16 protein-coding genes, 1 tRNA gene and 1 pseudogene are annotated in these 16481 nt (G+C 73.4%); 8 read left to right on the top strand and 10 right to left on the bottom strand.

The annotated features are described in order from the left end of the window. Nucleotides 1–56: 56 nt before the first annotated feature. A complete protein-coding gene (locus ACIQNG_RS28220; protein ID WP_401438046.1) occupies nucleotides 57–806 on the top strand; it encodes a Tellurium resistance in 750 nt (249 codons plus the stop codon). Nucleotides 807–931: 125 nt separating this feature from the next. Beyond that, a complete protein-coding gene (locus tag ACIQNG_RS28215; protein WP_401488877.1) occupies nucleotides 932–1471 on the top strand; it encodes a hypothetical protein in 540 nt (179 codons plus the stop codon). 830 nt (nucleotides 1472–2301) lie between these two features. Here ACIQNG_RS28215 and ACIQNG_RS28210 read toward each other — a convergent pair. Beyond that, complete coding sequence (locus tag ACIQNG_RS28210) at nucleotides 2302–3258, bottom strand: TerD family protein (RefSeq protein ID WP_401488875.1); 957 nt, start codon at nucleotides 3256–3258, stop codon at nucleotides 2302–2304. Nucleotides 3259–3477: 219 nt separating this feature from the next. Between ACIQNG_RS28210 and ACIQNG_RS28205 the strand changes: the two genes are divergently transcribed. The 3 genes from ACIQNG_RS28205 to ACIQNG_RS28195 are packed head-to-tail and all read left to right on the top strand — an operon-like array spanning nucleotide 3478 to nucleotide 8167. Beyond that, nucleotides 3478–4674 (top strand): HpcH/HpaI aldolase/citrate lyase family protein, encoded by a 1197-nt coding sequence (locus ACIQNG_RS28205; RefSeq protein WP_401488873.1) that lies wholly within the window; start codon nucleotides 3478–3480, stop codon nucleotides 4672–4674. Continuing rightward, complete coding sequence (locus ACIQNG_RS28200; RefSeq protein WP_401488872.1) at nucleotides 4671–7343, top strand: phosphoribosyltransferase; 2673 nt, start codon at nucleotides 4671–4673, stop codon at nucleotides 7341–7343. Before ACIQNG_RS28205 ends, ACIQNG_RS28200 begins: the two co-directional genes overlap by 4 nt. Continuing rightward, nucleotides 7343–8167 (top strand): HAD family hydrolase, encoded by an 825-nt coding sequence (locus tag ACIQNG_RS28195; RefSeq protein ID WP_401488870.1) that lies wholly within the window; start codon nucleotides 7343–7345, stop codon nucleotides 8165–8167. The genes ACIQNG_RS28200 and ACIQNG_RS28195 overlap by 1 nt, the downstream gene beginning before the upstream one ends. Here ACIQNG_RS28195 and ACIQNG_RS28190 read toward each other — a convergent pair. The 5 genes from ACIQNG_RS28190 to ACIQNG_RS28170 all read right to left on the bottom strand — a co-directional run bounded on the left by ACIQNG_RS28190 (nucleotide 8164) and on the right by ACIQNG_RS28170 (nucleotide 12490). Continuing rightward, nucleotides 8164–9135, bottom strand: coding sequence for a DedA family protein (locus ACIQNG_RS28190; RefSeq protein ID WP_401488869.1), 972 nt, complete (start codon nucleotides 9133–9135; stop codon nucleotides 8164–8166). The genes ACIQNG_RS28195 and ACIQNG_RS28190 overlap by 4 nt on opposite strands. Nucleotides 9136–9258: 123 nt before the next feature. Further along, nucleotides 9259–9477 (bottom strand): zinc ribbon domain-containing protein, encoded by a 219-nt coding sequence (locus ACIQNG_RS28185; RefSeq protein WP_401488867.1) that lies wholly within the window; start codon nucleotides 9475–9477, stop codon nucleotides 9259–9261. 9 nt (nucleotides 9478–9486) lie between these two features. Beyond that, entirely contained in the window at nucleotides 9487–10098 is a 612-nt protein-coding gene (locus ACIQNG_RS28180) for a DUF4383 domain-containing protein (RefSeq protein WP_401488866.1), read from the bottom strand. Between the two features lie 104 nt (nucleotides 10099–10202). Then, on the bottom strand, nucleotides 10203–11591 hold the full coding sequence (locus tag ACIQNG_RS28175; RefSeq protein WP_401438025.1) for a hypothetical protein: 1389 nt from the start codon (nucleotides 11589–11591) through the stop codon (nucleotides 10203–10205). A 74-nt stretch (nucleotides 11592–11665) separates the two neighbouring features. Next, nucleotides 11666–12490, bottom strand: coding sequence for a DUF4097 family beta strand repeat-containing protein (locus ACIQNG_RS28170; protein ID WP_401488864.1), 825 nt, complete (start codon nucleotides 12488–12490; stop codon nucleotides 11666–11668). 216 nt (nucleotides 12491–12706) lie between these two features. Here ACIQNG_RS28170 and ACIQNG_RS28165 point away from each other — a divergent pair. Beyond that, nucleotides 12707–12781: transfer RNA gene (locus ACIQNG_RS28165), tRNA-Val, on the top strand. Nucleotides 12782–12862: 81 nt separating this feature from the next. On the opposite strand, the pseudogene ACIQNG_RS28160 reads toward ACIQNG_RS28165, so the two are convergent. Beyond that, a pseudogene (locus tag ACIQNG_RS28160) lies at nucleotides 12863–13201 on the bottom strand (HD domain-containing protein); the annotation flags it as partial. Nucleotides 13202–13257: 56 nt separating this feature from the next. On the opposite strand from ACIQNG_RS28160, the gene ACIQNG_RS28155 reads away from it, so the two are divergent. Beyond that, the gene (locus ACIQNG_RS28155; RefSeq protein ID WP_401438020.1) at nucleotides 13258–13611 is read left to right on the top strand and encodes a DUF6415 family natural product biosynthesis protein; all 354 of its coding nucleotides are present in this window, start codon (nucleotides 13258–13260) and stop codon (nucleotides 13609–13611) included. Nucleotides 13612–13639: 28 nt separating this feature from the next. Here ACIQNG_RS28155 and ACIQNG_RS28150 read toward each other — a convergent pair whose 3' ends face one another. Continuing rightward, nucleotides 13640–13990, bottom strand: coding sequence for a hypothetical protein (locus ACIQNG_RS28150; RefSeq protein WP_401438018.1), 351 nt, complete (start codon nucleotides 13988–13990; stop codon nucleotides 13640–13642). Nucleotides 13991–14420: 430 nt separating this feature from the next. Beyond that, nucleotides 14421–15353: a ketopantoate reductase family protein gene (locus ACIQNG_RS28145; protein ID WP_401488861.1), complete on the bottom strand. Its 933-nt coding sequence runs from the start codon at nucleotides 15351–15353 to the stop codon at nucleotides 14421–14423. 113 nt (nucleotides 15354–15466) lie between these two features. On the opposite strand from ACIQNG_RS28145, the gene ACIQNG_RS28140 reads away from it, so the two are divergent. Next, the gene (locus tag ACIQNG_RS28140; RefSeq protein WP_401438012.1) at nucleotides 15467–15709 is read left to right on the top strand and encodes a DUF2277 domain-containing protein; all 243 of its coding nucleotides are present in this window, start codon (nucleotides 15467–15469) and stop codon (nucleotides 15707–15709) included. A 60-nt stretch (nucleotides 15710–15769) separates the two neighbouring features. Here ACIQNG_RS28140 and ACIQNG_RS28135 read toward each other — a convergent pair whose 3' ends face one another. Continuing rightward, nucleotides 15770–16399, bottom strand: coding sequence for a DedA family protein (locus tag ACIQNG_RS28135; protein ID WP_401488857.1), 630 nt, complete (start codon nucleotides 16397–16399; stop codon nucleotides 15770–15772). Nucleotides 16400–16481 lie beyond the last annotated feature (82 nt).

Genomic DNA, 16481 nt, shown 5'->3' with positions numbered 1-16481 from the left:
GTACGGCTGCCGGGCCACGGGGCCGGTCGGCGAGGGACACGAGGTGGGGGCGGGGAATGGGTCTACTGGACGGACTGGAGCGGTTCTGGCGTGGCGGCCGGGACGCGGAGTTCGACTCGGGCAGCGCGGCGACCAACTCGATCGAGCTGACCAAGCGGCACGGCCAGGTGTCCCTGACCAAACAGGGCGCCGCGACCGGCAATCTGCGCATCAACCTGACCTGGCGGATGCGGACCTCCGACATCGGCGGCCCGCAGCGGGAGAGCCTGCTGCGGCACCCCTTCAAGGCGCTGAAGCCGCCGGAGGTGATGGGCCACAGCCAGAGCATGGTCAACGTCGACCTCGACCTCGGCTGCCTGTACGAGATGCAGGACGGCAGCAAGGGCGTCGTCCAGCCGCTCGGCGGCTTCCTCGGCGACCTCAACGCGGCGCCGTACGTCAAGCTCAGCGGCGACGACCGGTTCGGCTCGGGCTCCGGTGAGACGATCTACGTCAACATGGACCAGCGCGAGGCCATCAAGCGGATCCTGGTCTTCGTCTACATCTACGACCAGACCCCGGCCTTCGACCGCACCCACGCCATCGTCACCCTCTACCCCAGCAACGGCCCCCGTATCGAGATCGGCCTCGACGAACGCCATCCCCAGGCCCGCTCCTGTGCCGTCGTCATGCTGGAGAACGTCAAGGGGGAGATGATGGTCCGCCGCGAGGTGAAGTTCGTGTACGGCTTCCAGGGGGAACTGGACCGGCTGTACGGGTGGGGGTTGCAGTGGGGGCGCGGGCACAAGTCGAAGGCGGAGGCGTAGGGGCGCCGGGCGCCCATGGAGCCCCAGGTCGCGCTGGGTAGGCTGGGCCGGTCCGTCGCCGCGCCCCGCGGGGAGGGGCTGACCGTTCGACGTGTGACACGACGGCGCCCGCGCCGTCGGGAGAAGTGAGCGAAGCCATGGCCATGGTGGGCCTGTTCTGGATCGCCCAGGGCGACGTGTACGTGGGCGCCAAGCCGTCCGGACTGAGCCCCGGGGTGCGGCTGACCCCCGACGGGGTGACTGCCCTCGGCGACGGTGGGTCCGGCCTCCACCTGTGGGAGGACGTCCACGGCCTGACCGTGACGGACGTCCCCCTGCGGTCCCTGATGCGGCAGGTCGGCGCGGTCAAGGACCTGGCCCTGGGCACCGTCGCCAACCTGGCCCTGCCCGGCAGCGGGGGCCCCGTGGAGGAGGCCCCGGCGATGATGACCGTACGCGTGACGTCGTCCGGCGTCGACCACGACCTGTCCGCGTACGTGGCCGCGGCCAACGGCTACGCCTCGACCGAGGTCGAACTCTCCCAGGCTCTGCTGTCCCGCCTCACCGAAGGCGCCGCGACGATGGCGACGACCCTCGCGGCGATGTCCGAATGGGGCCGCACCGCGGAGGCGGGCACCCCTCGCAGGCAGGAACGGGAACGCCTGCTCCGGGAGTGGGCCGCGTAGACATCGAGGGCCTGTGCGCCTGACGCCGGGTGGGTCGGTGCGCGCTGCTGTCCGGGGCGGATGGGCCGCCTGCCTGACGCCGGGCCCGCCGCGCCTGGCGTCTGGCCCGGTGGGCCCGGTGCCCGGTGCCCGGTGCCCGGTGCCCGGTGGCCCGGCGTGAGCCCTGCGGCTCCGTGTGCTCGGTGTCTGGGCCGTGTGCGCCCGTACTCCTGGCCTCTGGGCCCGGTGGGTCTGTGTGCGCTGGTGTCCGGGGCCGATGGGCCGCGCCCCTGCCCCCGGGGCCGCCGCGTCTGGCCCCTGGCCCCTGGCCCCTGGCCCCTGGCCCCTGGCCCCTGGCCCCTGGCCCCTGGCCCCTGGCCCCTGGCCCCTGGCCTCGTGGGGCCGTACGCCCGGTCTAAGCCCGATGGCTCCGTCCCCCTGAGTACCCGGGGCCGGTGTGCCTGGCGTCTGGGCCACCGTGGGGCTGAGTGTCTGGTGTCTGGGCCCGGTGGCCGGTATGCCCGGTGTGAGTCCCGGGGCTCCGTGTACCCGGTGTGTCGGGCCCTGTGCGGCTGTACCCCTGGCCTCTGGGCCCGGGGGTCTGGGTGTGCTGGTGTCCGGGGCCGGTGGGCCGTACGCCGGAGTGCCTGGGGTCGGTGGGCCTTGCGGCCGGTCTCCGGGCCGTCGTGGGTCCGCCTGCCCGGTACCTGGGTCCAGCGGGTCCGCGTACCCGGTGTCCGGCCCCGTGAGCCCGCGTACCCGGTGCCTCTGTGAGCCCGTGCACCCGGGGTCCCGGGGGGCGTGCCCCCGGTGTCCCCGTGAGTCCGCGTAGCCGGTGTCCTCCGGGGTTTCTAGCGGCCGATGAACTGCGGTCCCTGGGGAGGTAGCCGGAATTCCGGGTCCGGGGTGGTCGGCTGGGGGTAGCCGTAGGCCGACTGGTCGCCCGCCTGCGGGAAGCCGTGGGGCGACGGGGCGGCCGTCGGGGGCTGGGGGTGCGGGTAGCCGTAGGCCGGCTGTCCTCCGACCGGGCCCGGCGCGGTGACGGCCGCCGCGGCGACCGGCTGGGGGAAGCCGTACGCGGGCTCCCCGCCCTGCGCCGGCATCGGCACAGGCGGCTGCTGCGGCGGCAGCGGCGGGATCACCGGGCCCGGCGCCGCCGGGGCTCCCGCGGCGGCGTGCGCCGCTCCCGCCGGCCGAGGAGCCGTCTGCTGTCCCGAGGCCGTCGGCCCCGCGTCGGCGGCGGCCTGGCGCGCGGCCTCCGCCTCCGCCTCGTCCACCGAGATCCCGAAGTCGGTCGCGAGCCCCCGCAGCCCGTTGGAGTACCCCTCGCCGAGCGCCCGGAACTTCCACCCGTCGCCGCGCCGGTACAGCTCACCGCAGATCAGCGCGGTCTCCTCACCGGTCGTCGGGACGACGTCGAAGGACGCCACCGGCTCCGCGTCCGGCGTCGCCGCGTCGTACAGCAGGATCCGCAGGGTCCGTACGCGGTCGAACGCCACCCCGTCCGCCGACGCGACGAGGAGGATCCGGCCGACACTCGACTCGACACCGGTGAGATCTGTCTGGATCGTGTCGGTGAGGCTCTCGGCGACCCGCTTCTTGCCGAGCCGCCAGACCTTCCCGGAGGGGTGTCGGGGCTGGTTGTAGAAGACGAAGTCCTCGTCGGAGCGCACCCGCCCGTCGGGACCGAGGAGCAGCGCCGAGGCGTCGACGTCCGGGACCCCCTGCCCGGGCGTCCAGCGCAGCACGGCGCGCACCGTCGTGGCATCCAGCGGGACGTTCGACCCCTTCAGCATGGCGTGCGTCATGCGGTCATCCTGCCTTCTCGGTCCTGGTCACGACAATCGGGTCGGCCTGTCCACGGCGGCACGGGGAAGGCACCATGGAGAGGGTTGTGCGTGTATGCGTCACCGGAAATTCATGCCCATCGGGAACCCCTGACATGGACTCCTACGTACTATTACCGGCCACCTTTTACGCACCGCGTTCCATATCATCAGGCCATTTCGACTCCACGGGGGAGACTTATGCATCATTTCGGGCACATCGCCCCTGACGTGCGGCAGCGCCTCTTCCACCGGGAACCCGGCCGGTTCACGGCCGCCTCCCCGGCCCGGCTCCTCGCCGCCGCCCTCGGGGCCACGCTGTACAGCCCCGCGACCCGGCCGAGACTCGCCCGCGACGTCGTGAAACAGGCCGACCGGGGCGTGGTCTCCATGGTGGTGTGCCTGGAGGACTCGATCGACGACGCGGACGTCCAGGACGCCGAGGAGAACCTCGTACGACAGTTCCGCGCCCTCGCCGAGGGCAGCCGGTACGCCGACGACCCACCCCTGCTCTTCATCCGGGTCCGCACCCCGGACCAGATCCCCGACCTCACCCGCCGGCTCGGCCCGGCCGTCGGGCTGCTCTCCGGGTTCGTCCTGCCGAAGTTCACCGAGGAGCGCGGCATCCCCTTCCTGGAGGCCCTCTCCGGCGCCGAGGCGGCCAGCGGCCGGCGCCTCTTCGCCATGCCGGTCCTGGAGTCGCCCGAGCTTCTCTACCGGGAGACCCGCGTCGAGACCCTGGAGGGCATCCTCCGCGCCGTCGACAAGTACCGCGACCGCGTCCTCGCCCTGCGCCTCGGCGTCACCGACTTCTGCTCCTCGTACGGCCTGCGCCGCCCGCCCGACATGACCGCCTACGACGTCCAGGTCGTCGCCTCCGTCATCGCCGACGTGGTCAACATGCTGGGCCGCGCCGACGGCACCGGGTTCACGGTGACCGGCCCGGTCTGGGAGTACTTCCGGGTGCAGGAACGTATGTTCAAGCCCCAGCTGCGCCGCAGCCCCTTCCACGAAGGCCAGGCCGACGCCCTGCGCGCCGCGCTCATCGAGCACGCCATGGACGGACTGCTGCGCGAGATCACCCTCGACCAGGCCAACGGACTGCTCGGCAAGACCTGCATCCACCCCTCCCACGTCCTGCCCGTGCACGCCCTGTCGGTGGTCAGCCACGAGGAGTACAGCGACGCCCAGGACATCCTCCGTCCGGAACGCGGCGGTGGGGGTGTACTGCGGTCTTCGTACACCAACAAGATGAACGAGGTGAAGCCGCACCGCGCCTGGGCCGAACGCACCATGCTGCGCGCCGAGGCGTTCGGCGTGGCCAACGAGGACATCGGCTTCGTCGAACTCCTCGCCGCCGGCATACCCGACCCCGCCCCCACGACAAGGGACGCATGAACAAGGCACCGCACCACCCCACCCACCCCGCCGCCCCCGAGCCCCCCGCGGGAGCCGACGGCACGGACGCCCACCCGGCCGGCCCGGCCCACCCGGGGCAGGAGGCGGCCGAGGGCGTCTGGACCGGGACCTGGGTCGGGGAGCGGCTCGGGGTCGGGCTGACCGGGGACGACGAACTGCCCCGGCTGCTCGGTCTCGCCCTGCGACGCAACCCCAAGCGGGCCCATCTGCTGGTCTCCCACGTGCTCGGCAAGCACATCCCGCAGACGCCCTCCGTCGTCCACGGCCACGGGTTCGCCCTCGGTCGGCGCGTCCGCGACCTGCTCGACGAGGAGGGCGAGCGGGCCGCCGTCGTGCTCGGCTACGCCGAGACGGCCACCGGGCTCGGCCACTGCGTCGCCGACGGACTCGGCGACACGCCCTATCTGCACTCCACCCGCCGCCCCGTGCCCGGCGTGACCCCCGCGGGCGGCTTCGAGGAGTCGCACTCCCACGCCACCTCCCACCTGCTGCTCCCCGAGGACCCGGCGCTCCTCGCCGGGGACGGCCCGCTCGTCCTGGTGGACGACGAGTTCTCCACCGGCAACACCGTCCTCAACACCGTGCGCACCCTCCACGAACGCCACCCGCGCCGCCGCTACGTCATCGTCGCCCTGGTCGACATGCGCTCCCCGGCCGACCAGGGCCGCCTGGCCGAGTTCGCCCGCGAGATGGACGTCCGGGTCGACCTCGTCACCACCGCCCGGGGCACCGTACGACTCCCCGAGGGCGTCCTGGAGAAGGGCCAGGCCCTCGTCGCCGAGCACGAGCAGGAGCAGGAGCGCGCCCGCGAGCGCCGGCAGGAGCACGCGGGCGCACAGGAGCAGGAGCAGGAGCGGGAGCGCGAGGGCGTCGCCGCCGGGCCCGAGGGGGCGGCGCGGCAGGGGGACCCCCGACCCGGCCGCGAGACCGGCACCGTCGCCCGCGTCGATCTGCGCTGGCCCGCCGGAGTCCCCGACGGGGGACGCCACGGCTTCACCCCCGACCACCGGCAGCGCCTCGACGCCGCCCTGCCCGGCATGGGGGCCCGGCTCGCCCAGGCACTGCCGACCGCCCCCCGACGGGTACTGGTCCTCGGCTCCGAGGAGCTGATGTACGCGCCGCTGCGCCTCGCCCACCAGCTGGAACAGCTCCTGCCCGGCGTGGACCTCCGCTTCTCCACCACCACCCGCTCACCGGTCCTCGCCGTCGACGACCCCGGGTACGCCATCCGTACCCGCCTCGTCTTCCCGGCCCACGACGACCCCGCCGACGGCCCCGGCGACCGCTACGCCTACAACGTCGCCGGCGCCGGATTCGACGCCGTCGTCGCCGTCACCGACTCGACCGCCGACACCCCGGCGCTGCACGCCCCCGACGGCCTGCTCGCCCGCCTCGCCGACCACACCCCGCACGTCCTGCTCGCCGTGGTCCCCAGCCACCTCCCCGAGCCGCCGCGCCCCACCTCTCCCGGAGCCAGATCCACGATGCTGCCCGAACCCCTCCGCGGCCCCGCCTTCTCCTCGTACGCCCCCGAGGAGGTCGGCTGGCTCCTCCAGGACCTGTCGGACGTCACCCTGGAGGCCCCGACCGAGGAACGCGAGGAGGCGATCCAGAGCGGCGGCGCCCACTACGCCGAGTCACTGCCCGTGGAGTACCAGCCCAGCGAGGGATACCAGCGGCTCTTCCACGCCGCCCTCGACACCTCGGCGACCCGCATCGCCCAGGCCGTCGGCGTGGTCACCGAGTCCGTCCTCGCCGAACGCTCCCCGCGCCCGGTGCTCGTCTCCCTCGCCCGCGCCGGCACCCCCGTCGGCATCCTGATGCGCCGCTGGGCCCAGCACCGCCACGGCCTCGACCTGCCCCACTACGCCGTCTCCATCGTCCGCGGCCGGGGCATCGACGCCAACGCCCTGCGCTGGCTCGCCGACCACCACGACCCCGCCGACGTCGTCTTCGTCGACGGCTGGACCGGCAAGGGCGCCATCACCCGCGAACTCACTGACGCCGTCCGCCGCTTCGAGCGGGACCACGGCGTCACCGGCTTCGACCCCGAGATCGCCGTCCTCGCCGACCCCGGCTCCTGCGTCCGCACCTACGGCACCCGCGAGGACTTCCTCATCCCCTCCGCCTGCCTCAACTCCACCGTCTCCGGGCTGATATCGCGCACCGTCCTCCGTGCCGACCTCGTCGGACCGCACGACTACCACGGCGCCAAGTACTACCGCGAACTCGCCGGAGCCGACCTCTCCGCCGACTTCCTCGACACCGTCGCCGCCCGCTTCCCCGACGTCACGGACCCCGTCGACACCGCCCTCAAGGAACTCCTCTCCGGCACCGCCGACCGCGCCCCCACCTGGGCCGGCTGGGCCGCCGTCGAGCGCATCTGCGAGGAGTACGGCATCCGCGACGTCAACCTCGTCAAGCCCGGTGTCGGCGAGACCACCCGCGTCCTGCTGCGCCGCGTGCCCTGGAAGATCCTCGCCCGGGCCGGCGCGGGCGCCGACCTCGACCACGTACGCCTCCTCGCCGAGCAGCGGGGCGTCCCCGTCGAAGAGGTCTCCGAACTCCCCTACACCTGCGTGGGGCTGATTCATCCCCAGTACACACGGGGCGCCACCGGCGCCGATGGAAAGGCGGTGGCGCTCTGATGCCGGTGCTGGTGGCGAGCGATCTCGACCGGACCCTGATCTACTCCTCGGCCGCTCTCGCGCTGACCATGCCCGACGCCCGGGCCCCCCGGCTGCTCTGCGTCGAGGTCCACGAGAGCAAGCCCCTCTCCTACCTGACCGAGACCTCCGCCCGGCTCCTCACCGAACTGGGCGAACTCGGCGAGGACCGCGCGGTCTTCGTCCCCTCCACCACCCGCACCCGCAGACAGTACGAGCGCATCAACCTCCCCGGCCCCGCCCCGAGGTTCGCCATCTGCGCCAACGGCGGCCACCTCCTCGTGGACGGCGTCACCGACCACGACTGGCACGCCCGGGTCACCGCCCGCCTCGCCGACGAGTGCGCCCCCCTCGCGGAGGTACGCGCCCATCTGGAGACCTCCGCCGACCCCGCCTGGGTCCGCAAGCACCGGGTCGCCGACGACCTCTTCGCCTATCTGGTGATCGAGCGGGAACTCCTGCCCGAGGACTGGATGAAGGAACTGGCCGTCTGGGCGGAGAACCGCGGCTGGACCGTCTCCCTCCAGGGCCGCAAGATCTACGCCGTGCCCCGACCGCTGACCAAGAGCGCCGCCATGCGCGAGGTCGCCCGCCGCACCGGCGCCGACCGCACCCTCGCCGCCGGTGACTCCCTCCTCGACGCCGACCTCCTGCTCGCGGCCGACCACGCCTGGCGCCCCGCCCACGGCGAACTCGCCGACGCCGGCTGGACCGCCCCCACGGTCACCGCACTGCCCGAACGGGGCGTCCTGGCGGGGGAGCGGATCCTCCGAGAATTCCTCCGCGGGGCGACGGCCACGCCCTAGCGCGGCGCCCGCCCGTACGCCGAGTACTCGTACCCCGGGTGCTCGGCGTACCCCGGGTGCTCGGCGTACCCCGAAGGCTCGGCGTGCTCCGCGTAACCGGCCTCGGCCTCGGCCCCGTACGTGGGATCGGCCTCGTACGTGGCCCGGTACCCGTGGGCTCTGTCGCCCTCCGGGCCCTCGTCGCCGGAACCCGCGGAGTCGCCGGAACCGCCGCTGTGGCCGCCGTGCCCGGAGCGGCCCGAGCGGCCGGTGCCGCGGCCCCGGCCTCCGCGTCCGCCCCGGCGCCGTCCCTGACCTGGCCGCATCAGCCGTACGACCGCGAAGGCCAGGACCGCGAGGACGGCGACGGCGAGGACCACCTTCGAGTAGGTGGACACCACGGTCGTGACCTCGGACCATTTCTCGCCCAGCACATAGCCGGCGAGGACGAACACCGTGTTCCAGATCGCGCTGCCCGCCGTGGTCAGCCCCAGGAACACCGGCAGCGGCATACGTTCCACACCGGCGGGCACGGAGATCAGACTGCGGAAGACGGGGATCATCCGCCCGAAGAACACGGCCTTCGTGCCGTGCCGGGCGAACCACGCCTCCGTCCGCTCGATGTCCGCCACCTTCACCAGCGGCAGCCGCCCGGCGAGGGCGACCGTACGGTCCCGGCCGAGCAGCGCGCCGATGCCGTAGAGGGCGAGCGCGCCGACCACCGAACCGATCGTGGTCCACACCAGGGCCGCGTACAGGTTGATCTGCCCGGTGCTCGACGCGAACCCCGCCAGCGGCAGGATCACCTCGCTGGGCAGCGGGGGGAACAGGTTCTCCAGGGCCACGAGCAGACCGGCACCGGGAGCGCCCAGGGTGTCCATGACGTCGTTGATCCACTGGGGCGCGGCAGCGCCTTCGGCGGCCATGGCCGGCATCGGTGCCGCCATGGCCGTGGTCTGCGCCGCGGTGAGCGCTGCGATGGCTGTCATGTGATCACGGTAGAAAGTCGAAGCTGAAGAAACGCTGAGGACGACCGCCCGGCGGGCCGTCGTCCCCGGTTCCGCCGGGTTGCCGCCCTCGTCGTGCGGTCGGCCCAGCGGTCGTGCGGGCGGTCAGCCGCAGCAGCCGCCCCCGCAGCAGCCGCCGCCTCTGCCGCCGGCGGGCGGGGAGGGGGCCTGGGAGGCGGTGCCGGCGACGGCCACGGTGGACAGGAGCTTGACCGTGTCGCCGTGACCGGCCGGACAGGCGGCGGGGTCGGAGGACTCGGCCATGGGACGGCTCAGTTCGAAGGTGTCTCCGCAGGTACGGCAGCGGTACTCGTAGCGAGGCATGCGCACAGACTAACCGGCCTCTCGCGGCGGGCGCGGGGCCGTGGACGCCTGCTGCCCCTGTTGCCCTTGCTGCCCCGGCTGTCCCGGCTGGTCCGGCTGGTCCGGCGGGGAGGTGGCGTGGCCGGGGTGGCGGGCTCTCCAGTACGGGTTGTCGTGCGGTAGGGCCGAGCCGACGCGACCGTACATCCCGAAGGTCATCAGGAGGAGGCCGACCACAAAGCTGAACAGTACGTTCTGGATCTTGAACGCGAGGAAGTTGTAGTCGGTCTGGAGCAGCCCGAGGTTCAGGAAGCCGTTCAGGATGAAGAGGACTCCGAGGGTCATGTTGAGGGTGGAGGCGAAGTTCCCGCCGATCAGCATGCCGACGAGCAGCAGGGCTCCGACGCAGATGGACAGCACGCTCAGGGCACCGTTGGTGTTCAGGCCGACGACCTGGTCGCCGCCGGTGTCGAAGAACCCGATGTTGTTCGTCAGCCCGAGGATGCCGAAGGCGATCAGCAGCAGACCCATCAGGCCGGCGCCGATGCGGTACACCGTGCTCAGCCGGTGATCGGTGGGAAGGTGCTCGTCGAGCCGGATGCGCTGCCTGGCGGTTCCGGGGTGCATGACGGGTGTGGCCATGGTCCGCCTCCCTTGGGGCGCGAGCGGAGGCCGTACGTGCTCTCCCCACCCAATATCCGCCCGCCGCGCGGATGGGGCAACGGCGGGGCGCGGGGGCCGGTGGCTCAGGAGCCGGAGCCCCCGCCGCGCTCCTCGCGGATCTGCGAGACGACACCGGCCACGGACCGCCGTACGGCCTCGGTCTCGGTGAGGAAGTGCCAGTAGTCGGGGTGGCGGCCCTCAAGGGTGGTGATCGCCCGTTCCAGACGGGCCACGGCGTCGTCCAGGGGGCGGGCGTGGCGCGGGTCGGGGGTGTGGCGGCCGGCCATGGCGAGGCGCTGGGCGTCGCGGATGGCGAACCGGGTCCGCTCGATCTCGGCCTGGGGGTCCTTCTGCACGGCGTTGAGCCGCCGCAGCCGGTCACCGGCGGCGGAGACGGCCTCGTCGGTGGTGTTGAGCAGGGCGCGGACGGTGGAGAGCAGGGCGGTGGCGTCGGGCCAGCGCTGGGCCTCGCGGGCGCTCTGCGCCTCGGTGAGCTTGCGTTCGGCCTGGCGGACGTTGTCCTCGGCGAGGTCGGGGACGCGCTGGAGGTCCTGCCAGCAGGCGGCCGTGAACCGGCGGCGCAGTTCGCTGAGGATGGGGTCGACCTGCTCGGCGCGGGTGGTGAGGGCCTGGGCGCGGGTGCGCAGGGAGACGAGGCGTTTGTCGATCTCGGCGGCGCGTTCGGGCAGCCGGTCGGCTTCGGCGCGGATGGTCTCGGCCTCGCGGGCGACGCGCTCGGCCCGCTCCAGGGTCTGCGGCACGCCGTGCTGGCCGGCGCCCTGGTTGAGGCGGGTCAGGTCGGGGCCGAGGGCGGCGAGGCGGGCGGCGAGGTCGTCGGCCTTGAGCCCGGAGGCGCGGACGCCGTCCAGGGCGTTGGAGGCGGCGAGGAGGGACTGCCGGGCGCGTTCGACGGCGGGGACGAGCCGGGCGAGCTGGGTCTCGGCCTTGCCGAGCAGTGGGCCGAGGCTGTCGGCGAACCGGTCGAGGTCGCGTCTGACGCGGGTCAGCTCGTCGGTGGCCTTGGTCAGCTCGGTGCGGGCGCGGGAGGCGACGGACGCCTCCAGGTCGTCGCGGTCGAGGTCGTGGGCGTCGACGGCGCCGATGTACTGGTGGCTGGCCTGGTCGATGCGGTGGCCGAGGGCCTCGAAGTCGGCGGCGGCGCGCCGGGCGGCGGGGGAGTCGTCGACGGCGACGATGGTCTCTATGGAGATCCGCAGGTCACGCTGGGCGGTGTCGAGGTCGTAGAACGCCGCCGCGGCGGCGTCCTTGGCGGCCTGGGCCTCGGCGCGCTGGCTCTCGGCCCGGCCGCCGAACCAGCGCCGGGTGCCGCCCCCGGTGAAGGAGGCGGGCAGCGCCAGGGCCGCCACCAGCGGCAGGGAGACCAGGGTGAGGGTGTCGCGCCACGCCCGGCGCACGGGACGGCGTGCGGACGGTACCAACGGCGCGTACGGCTGAGTCGGTGTCGCCGTCACATCCCTCTCCCGTGCTGTCGTCCGCCCTGCCCGGTGTCATTCTCCCACCGGTTAAGGACGAACACACGGGCCGGTTAGTTCGCGATCCGGACTGTGACTTTGCCGTCGCCGGTGTGGGCGGAGACCACATGGTCGCTGGAGTCGGCGCGCGGGACGGAGACGTCCACACGGCCGTCGCCGGTCACGGTGGTGACGCGGTAGGTGGCGCGGGGCACCTCGACGGTGACGTTCCCGTCACCGGCGCGGGTCTCGACCCGGTCGGGGACGGTGCCCAGCCGAAGGCGGACACTGCCGTCGCCGGAGCGGGTGGTGACCTCGCGGGAGTCGCCCTCGGCGTGGATGTCGCCGTCGCCGGTGTGCAGATCGAGGCGGCCGGTGGCCTCGGTGACGCGGATCCTGCCGTCGCCGGAGCGCAGGGTGAGCGGGGAGGAGGAGTCGGAGACCCGGACGTTGCCGTCGCCGCTGCGGATGGCGAGGGGGCGCCGGAAGCCGGTGGCGTGGACGTTGCCGTCCGCGGTCCTGATGTCGAGCGCGGTGCCGCCGGGCACCTCGATCCGGTGCCGGGCCGCGCAGTCGGCGACGACGCCGGAGCACTCCAGGCGCAGCTTGAGCCGGTCGTCGTCCATGGACCAGGTCACCTTGGGGTCCTTGCCCACCGCGACCGACCCCTGGAACCAGCGGGTGACCTCGATCTTCCCCGCCGGCAGATCGTCCACGGCGACGATGTCCAGCGAGGAGTCGTCGGAGTCGACGGTGAGGGTGTCACCCCGCAGCGCGAAGGAGCGGCGCTCCGGGTCGCTGTCCTCGGAGGCGTCCGCGGAGCACGCGGTGGCCCCGGCCAGGACGACCAGAACGGCTCCCGCCGCGGCGGCCGAACGCGCGGAAACGGAACGGCTCATGCCGATCTCCCCCTGTGTTGCTGAGTACCCGTACGGGCCTGTCCCCGACGGCACTTCGACCGTAGGCGGCCCGGGCCCCCGCCCGGGATCCGGCCCACGCCCGGATCGAGGGTGGGGCTAACCCCCGGCCCCGCTCCCCGGAGGGCACCAGGCCCCACCAGCCGAGAGGCGTTTGCGGGGCACCGCCCCCGGCCATGTACGCTGTCCACTCGTCCTGGGTGCGTAGCTCAGGGGTAGAGCGCCTGCCTTACAAGCAGGATGTCGGCGGTTCGAAACCGTCCGCGCCCACCAGGATTTAAGTAGCAGGTAGCAGGTAGCAGGTAGCAGGTCAGAGGCCCCCCGCTGGATCGGCGGGGGGCCTCTGTGCATCGTTCATCGGCCGCTCTCGCCCATGGCCGACCGCAGCCAGTCCAGGGGTGACTGGGCCAGCAGCGCGTCAGCCAGCCGCTGTCCGGACTCCGTGACGATCCGGGCCCGGCTGTTGTCCACCCACCGCTGGGCCGAGGCGTACCCCTGTGCCTTGTACTCCAGCCCTTGAAGCATGCATTCCGGCTTGTCCGCGTCCCGCGCGCAGACGGCCTCCGGCGTCTCGCGTGCCTCGTACTCGGCGACGACGGCGCGGACCGCGGTGCGCAGCACCTCGGGCATGCCCGCCGTCTGGTCGTCGGTCACCGCCCTGGGGTCGCCCGGGGCCGCGTACCTCTTCCCCAGAAGGCCATCTGTGGCATCGGCCGTGCGCTGTACCGGCTCGCGCGACGGCGGCCGGCATGAGCGACACCCTGGACCTTCCCGCCATGCGCGACGCCGCCCGGAGCGTCCTCGGCGAGCGCGCCCGACTGCCCACCGAGGAGCAACTGGAGCTTCTCACCAGCCGCCTGCGGGGGCACCTCATGCTCGCCCTTCCCGTCATCGTGGAGGCGGCGGCCGAGTACCCCGAGGACGACATCCCCAGCGCCTGCGCCCTGGTCGGTGTGCAGGACGCACGGTCCCGGCTCGACAAGGAGCCCGCCGCCCGCTCCCGGTCCGCGGGAATCGCCCACGCCCAGCTGCTCGCCCGCTCGGTGATGGCCCTGTGCGACCACTACGAGTCCCTGACCGGCGGGTCGGCGAGCCGTGCCTGACCGGGCCGCGAGGGGCGCCCGCCCGCCGTCACCCCGTGGGCTCTCCCTCCGGTCCCGGCTCGTGGGCGTGTTTGAGGTGGGCGCGGGCGTCGACCTGGTCGGGGCCGGTGAAGTGGTCCCAGTAGCGGTGTGTGGTGACGAAGACGGCCAGTTCGTGTTCGCGGCGGCGGAGCTTCTCTATCTCCGCCTGCTGATCGAGGGTCCAGCCGGGGGAGGCGGGGCGCTCGACCCGCCGCCAGCCGTTGTCGTCGCTGAAGCCGTCGAGGGGCTCGACCGACCAGGGCAGCCGCTTGAGCAGGGCCGACAGCTCGGCCCTGACCTGATGCAGCTCCTCCTGACCGGCGAGGAGGTCGCTTGGGAAGTCGTAGGTCGTCGGCACGCGGTAATGCTACGCCTGTTCGATTTTGTGGTGCGAGTGCCTTCGGGGGCTTCATTCGAATGAGTGCTTCGAGCGCGTGCTCGAACGGGCCGCAGATGCCCAGCAGGATGGGGGGAGGAGGAGCAGGTGCCTTACGGGACCTTGCTCTCGTCTTCCCGGGGGTCGGGGCCCGGGGGCCCGGGGTCTGGGCTCTCGCCTGGGGTTGCCGGGCTCATCGGCCTTCCCGGATCCCCGGATCCCCGGATCCCCGGATCCCCGGATCCCCGGATCCCCGGATCCCCGGATCCCCGGATCACCGGATCCCCGGATCCCCGGATCCCCGGATCCCCGGATCCCCGGATCCCCGGATCCCCGGATCACCAGGTTCCGTAGGGCTCCCGGGGCCGCAGATCCAGCGGCCCCCGCCCCCCCGGCCCCCCGGCCCCCGCCCCTAGCCCTCGCCCAGTTCTCCCACCAGGCGGGATGCCACCGGGACCGGGATGTCGTGGCGGGACGCCGCGCGGAGGAGGGCTCCGCCGATGGCGTCCAGTTCCAGGGGTCGGCCCGCCTCGGCGTCGCGGAGCATCGAGGACTTGGTGTCCGGCGGGAAGGACTCGTAGCGCGCCACCGCCTGCGCCGCGTCGCCTGGGCCGCCGCAGGCCCGGCTGACCGCGATCGTCTCCTCGACCAGGGCGGTGAGTTCGTCCCGGTGGTGGGCGCGGATCTCGCCCACCGGGGCCCGGTAGCGGGTGGTGAGCAGCGCGAGCGGGGCGACGAAGGCCATCTTCGCCCAGAGGGTCGCCGTCTCGTCGTCCCGTACCCGGGTGACGGGACCCGCCTCGGTGAGCACGGCGGCCAGCGCCTCCAGACGGGCCCGCGGGACCGGGTCGCCGGTCAGGTCGATCTCGGCGAACGGGCTCCCGTGCACGATCTCGCCCGGTGCCGTCCGCGTCGACTCGACCCGGATGGCCGCCGGCGCGACCCCGTCGGGCCCGTAGCGGGCCCGCAGCGCCACCGGGTGCTCGACACCGTTCAGGAACGGTACGAGCAGCGCGTCGCCCAGCACCGCGGCCGGAACGCGGGCCAGCGACGCGTCCAGCGCGGTGTGCTTGACGGCGATCAGACAGGCGTCCACCGGTTCACGCAGCTCGGTGTCCGCCTCGACCGAGGCCGTGAAGTCCCCGAACGCGCCACTGCGGACACGGATCCCGGACGTCCGCAGGGACGACGCCGTCTCTTCCCGCGCCAGACAGATCACCCGGTGACCGGCCTGCGCCAGCAACGCGGCGAGCAGTCCGCCCACGCCCCCGGGGCCGAGCACGGCGTACGTGCCGACGGCGCTGTCCGTCCGGTCGTGCTGTGTCGCTGTCCCGTCATGTGCCATCTGATGTGACTCCTCTCGTGGTCGGCCCCGGTGCCGGTGGCCGCCTCGTGGTGGATCATCGCAGGTTTCCCGGGCCCACTGCGGTACGGGAGCGGGCGCGCGACACTGGGGGTATGTGCCGCAGCATCAAGACGCTCCGTCCGCCCGCGTTGCCCGAAGAGGCGACGGAAGACGAGATCAGGGCCGCCGCCCTCCAGTTCGTGCGGAAGGTGTCCGGGTTCCGGGCGCCCGCCGCGCACAACCAAGAGGTCTTCGACCACGCCGTCGACGTGATCGCCCAGGCCACGGCCGAACTCCTCGACGGCCTGGAGATACGGGGCTCCGCACCCCCGGCCCAACGCGCGGCAGCCGGATAGGCGAACGGGGCGGGGCGGGGCGGGTAAGGGAGAGGAGGGGCGGGCGAGCCCAAGGGTCGTCTAGCCCGCCTTCGTCGGGCTCGGGCCCCGTCGCATCAGGTACCCGGCCCCCGCCCCCGCCGCGAACAGCGCCAGCACCGACACCCCCGTGGCCAGCCACGTCGCGCCCAGCCAGTGGGCACCGAAGTAGCCGAGGGCCACGCTGTACGTCGCCCAGGACAGGCCCGCCAGCGCGGACCAGGGCAGGAAGTCACGGGTACGGCGGTGGGCCGTGCCCGCTATCAGGGAGACGGCCGAGCGGCCCGCGGGCGCGAACCGGGCCAGCACCACCAACGCCCCGCCACTGCCCCGGGCGAGGGCGGCGCCGACCCGCTCGTGCGCGCTGGTCAGCCGACGGGAGCGGGCGATCGCCCGGTCGAGCCGGTCCCCGCCGCGCCGGGCCAGCCGGTAGACGACCAGGTCACCCAGGACGGAGGCGGTCGCCGCGCACAGGGTCAGAGCCAGGATGTCGGGCACGTACTGCGGCACATGGTCGCTTGCCGCGCCCGAGCCGGCCGCCGCCGCCGTCGCGGCCATGATGACCAGCACCCCGCTGGGCAGCAGAGGCAGGAACACGTCAAGCAACACCGACAGTGCCACCAGCGCGTAGATCCATGGGCTGGCGGCCAGCGCCCCCACACTTTCCAGCAACGAGACTCCCCGTACTTCCCCCCGTGGACCGGACCGTGCCGCGGTGTCGCGAGGGAACGGCAGGAGCGGCCATGACAGCCAT

Origin of the sequence: Streptomyces sp. NPDC091377 (assembly GCF_044757045.1) — a bacterium.
GTDB lineage: Bacteria > Actinomycetota > Actinomycetes > Streptomycetales > Streptomycetaceae > Streptomyces.
The sequence above is the reverse complement of the archived record's forward strand: the minus strand, read 5'-3'. Positions and strand labels throughout refer to the sequence as shown.

Coding starts and splice junctions, on each gene's coding strand:
- ACIQNG_RS28220 (WP_401438046.1), top strand. CDS start 57: ATGGGTCTACTGGACGGACTGGAGCGGTTCTGGCGTGGCGGCCGGGAC.
- ACIQNG_RS28140 (WP_401438012.1), top strand. CDS start 15,467: ATGTGCCGCAGCATCAAGACGCTCCGTCCGCCCGCGTTGCCCGAAGAG.
- ACIQNG_RS28195 (WP_401488870.1), top strand. CDS start 7,343: ATGCCGGTGCTGGTGGCGAGCGATCTCGACCGGACCCTGATCTACTCC.
- ACIQNG_RS28205 (WP_401488873.1), top strand. CDS start 3,478: ATGCATCATTTCGGGCACATCGCCCCTGACGTGCGGCAGCGCCTCTTC.
- ACIQNG_RS28155 (WP_401438020.1), top strand. CDS start 13,258: ATGAGCGACACCCTGGACCTTCCCGCCATGCGCGACGCCGCCCGGAGC.
- ACIQNG_RS28190 (WP_401488869.1), bottom strand. CDS start 9,135: ATGACAGCCATCGCAGCGCTCACCGCGGCGCAGACCACGGCCATGGCG.
- ACIQNG_RS28170 (WP_401488864.1), bottom strand. CDS start 12,490: ATGAGCCGTTCCGTTTCCGCGCGTTCGGCCGCCGCGGCGGGAGCCGTT.
- ACIQNG_RS28185 (WP_401488867.1), bottom strand. CDS start 9,477: ATGCCTCGCTACGAGTACCGCTGCCGTACCTGCGGAGACACCTTCGAA.
- ACIQNG_RS28200 (WP_401488872.1), top strand. CDS start 4,671: ATGAACAAGGCACCGCACCACCCCACCCACCCCGCCGCCCCCGAGCCC.
- ACIQNG_RS28210 (WP_401488875.1), bottom strand. CDS start 3,258: ATGACGCACGCCATGCTGAAGGGGTCGAACGTCCCGCTGGATGCCACG.
- ACIQNG_RS28145 (WP_401488861.1), bottom strand. CDS start 15,353: ATGGCACATGACGGGACAGCGACACAGCACGACCGGACGGACAGCGCC.
- ACIQNG_RS28180 (WP_401488866.1), bottom strand. CDS start 10,098: ATGGCCACACCCGTCATGCACCCCGGAACCGCCAGGCAGCGCATCCGG.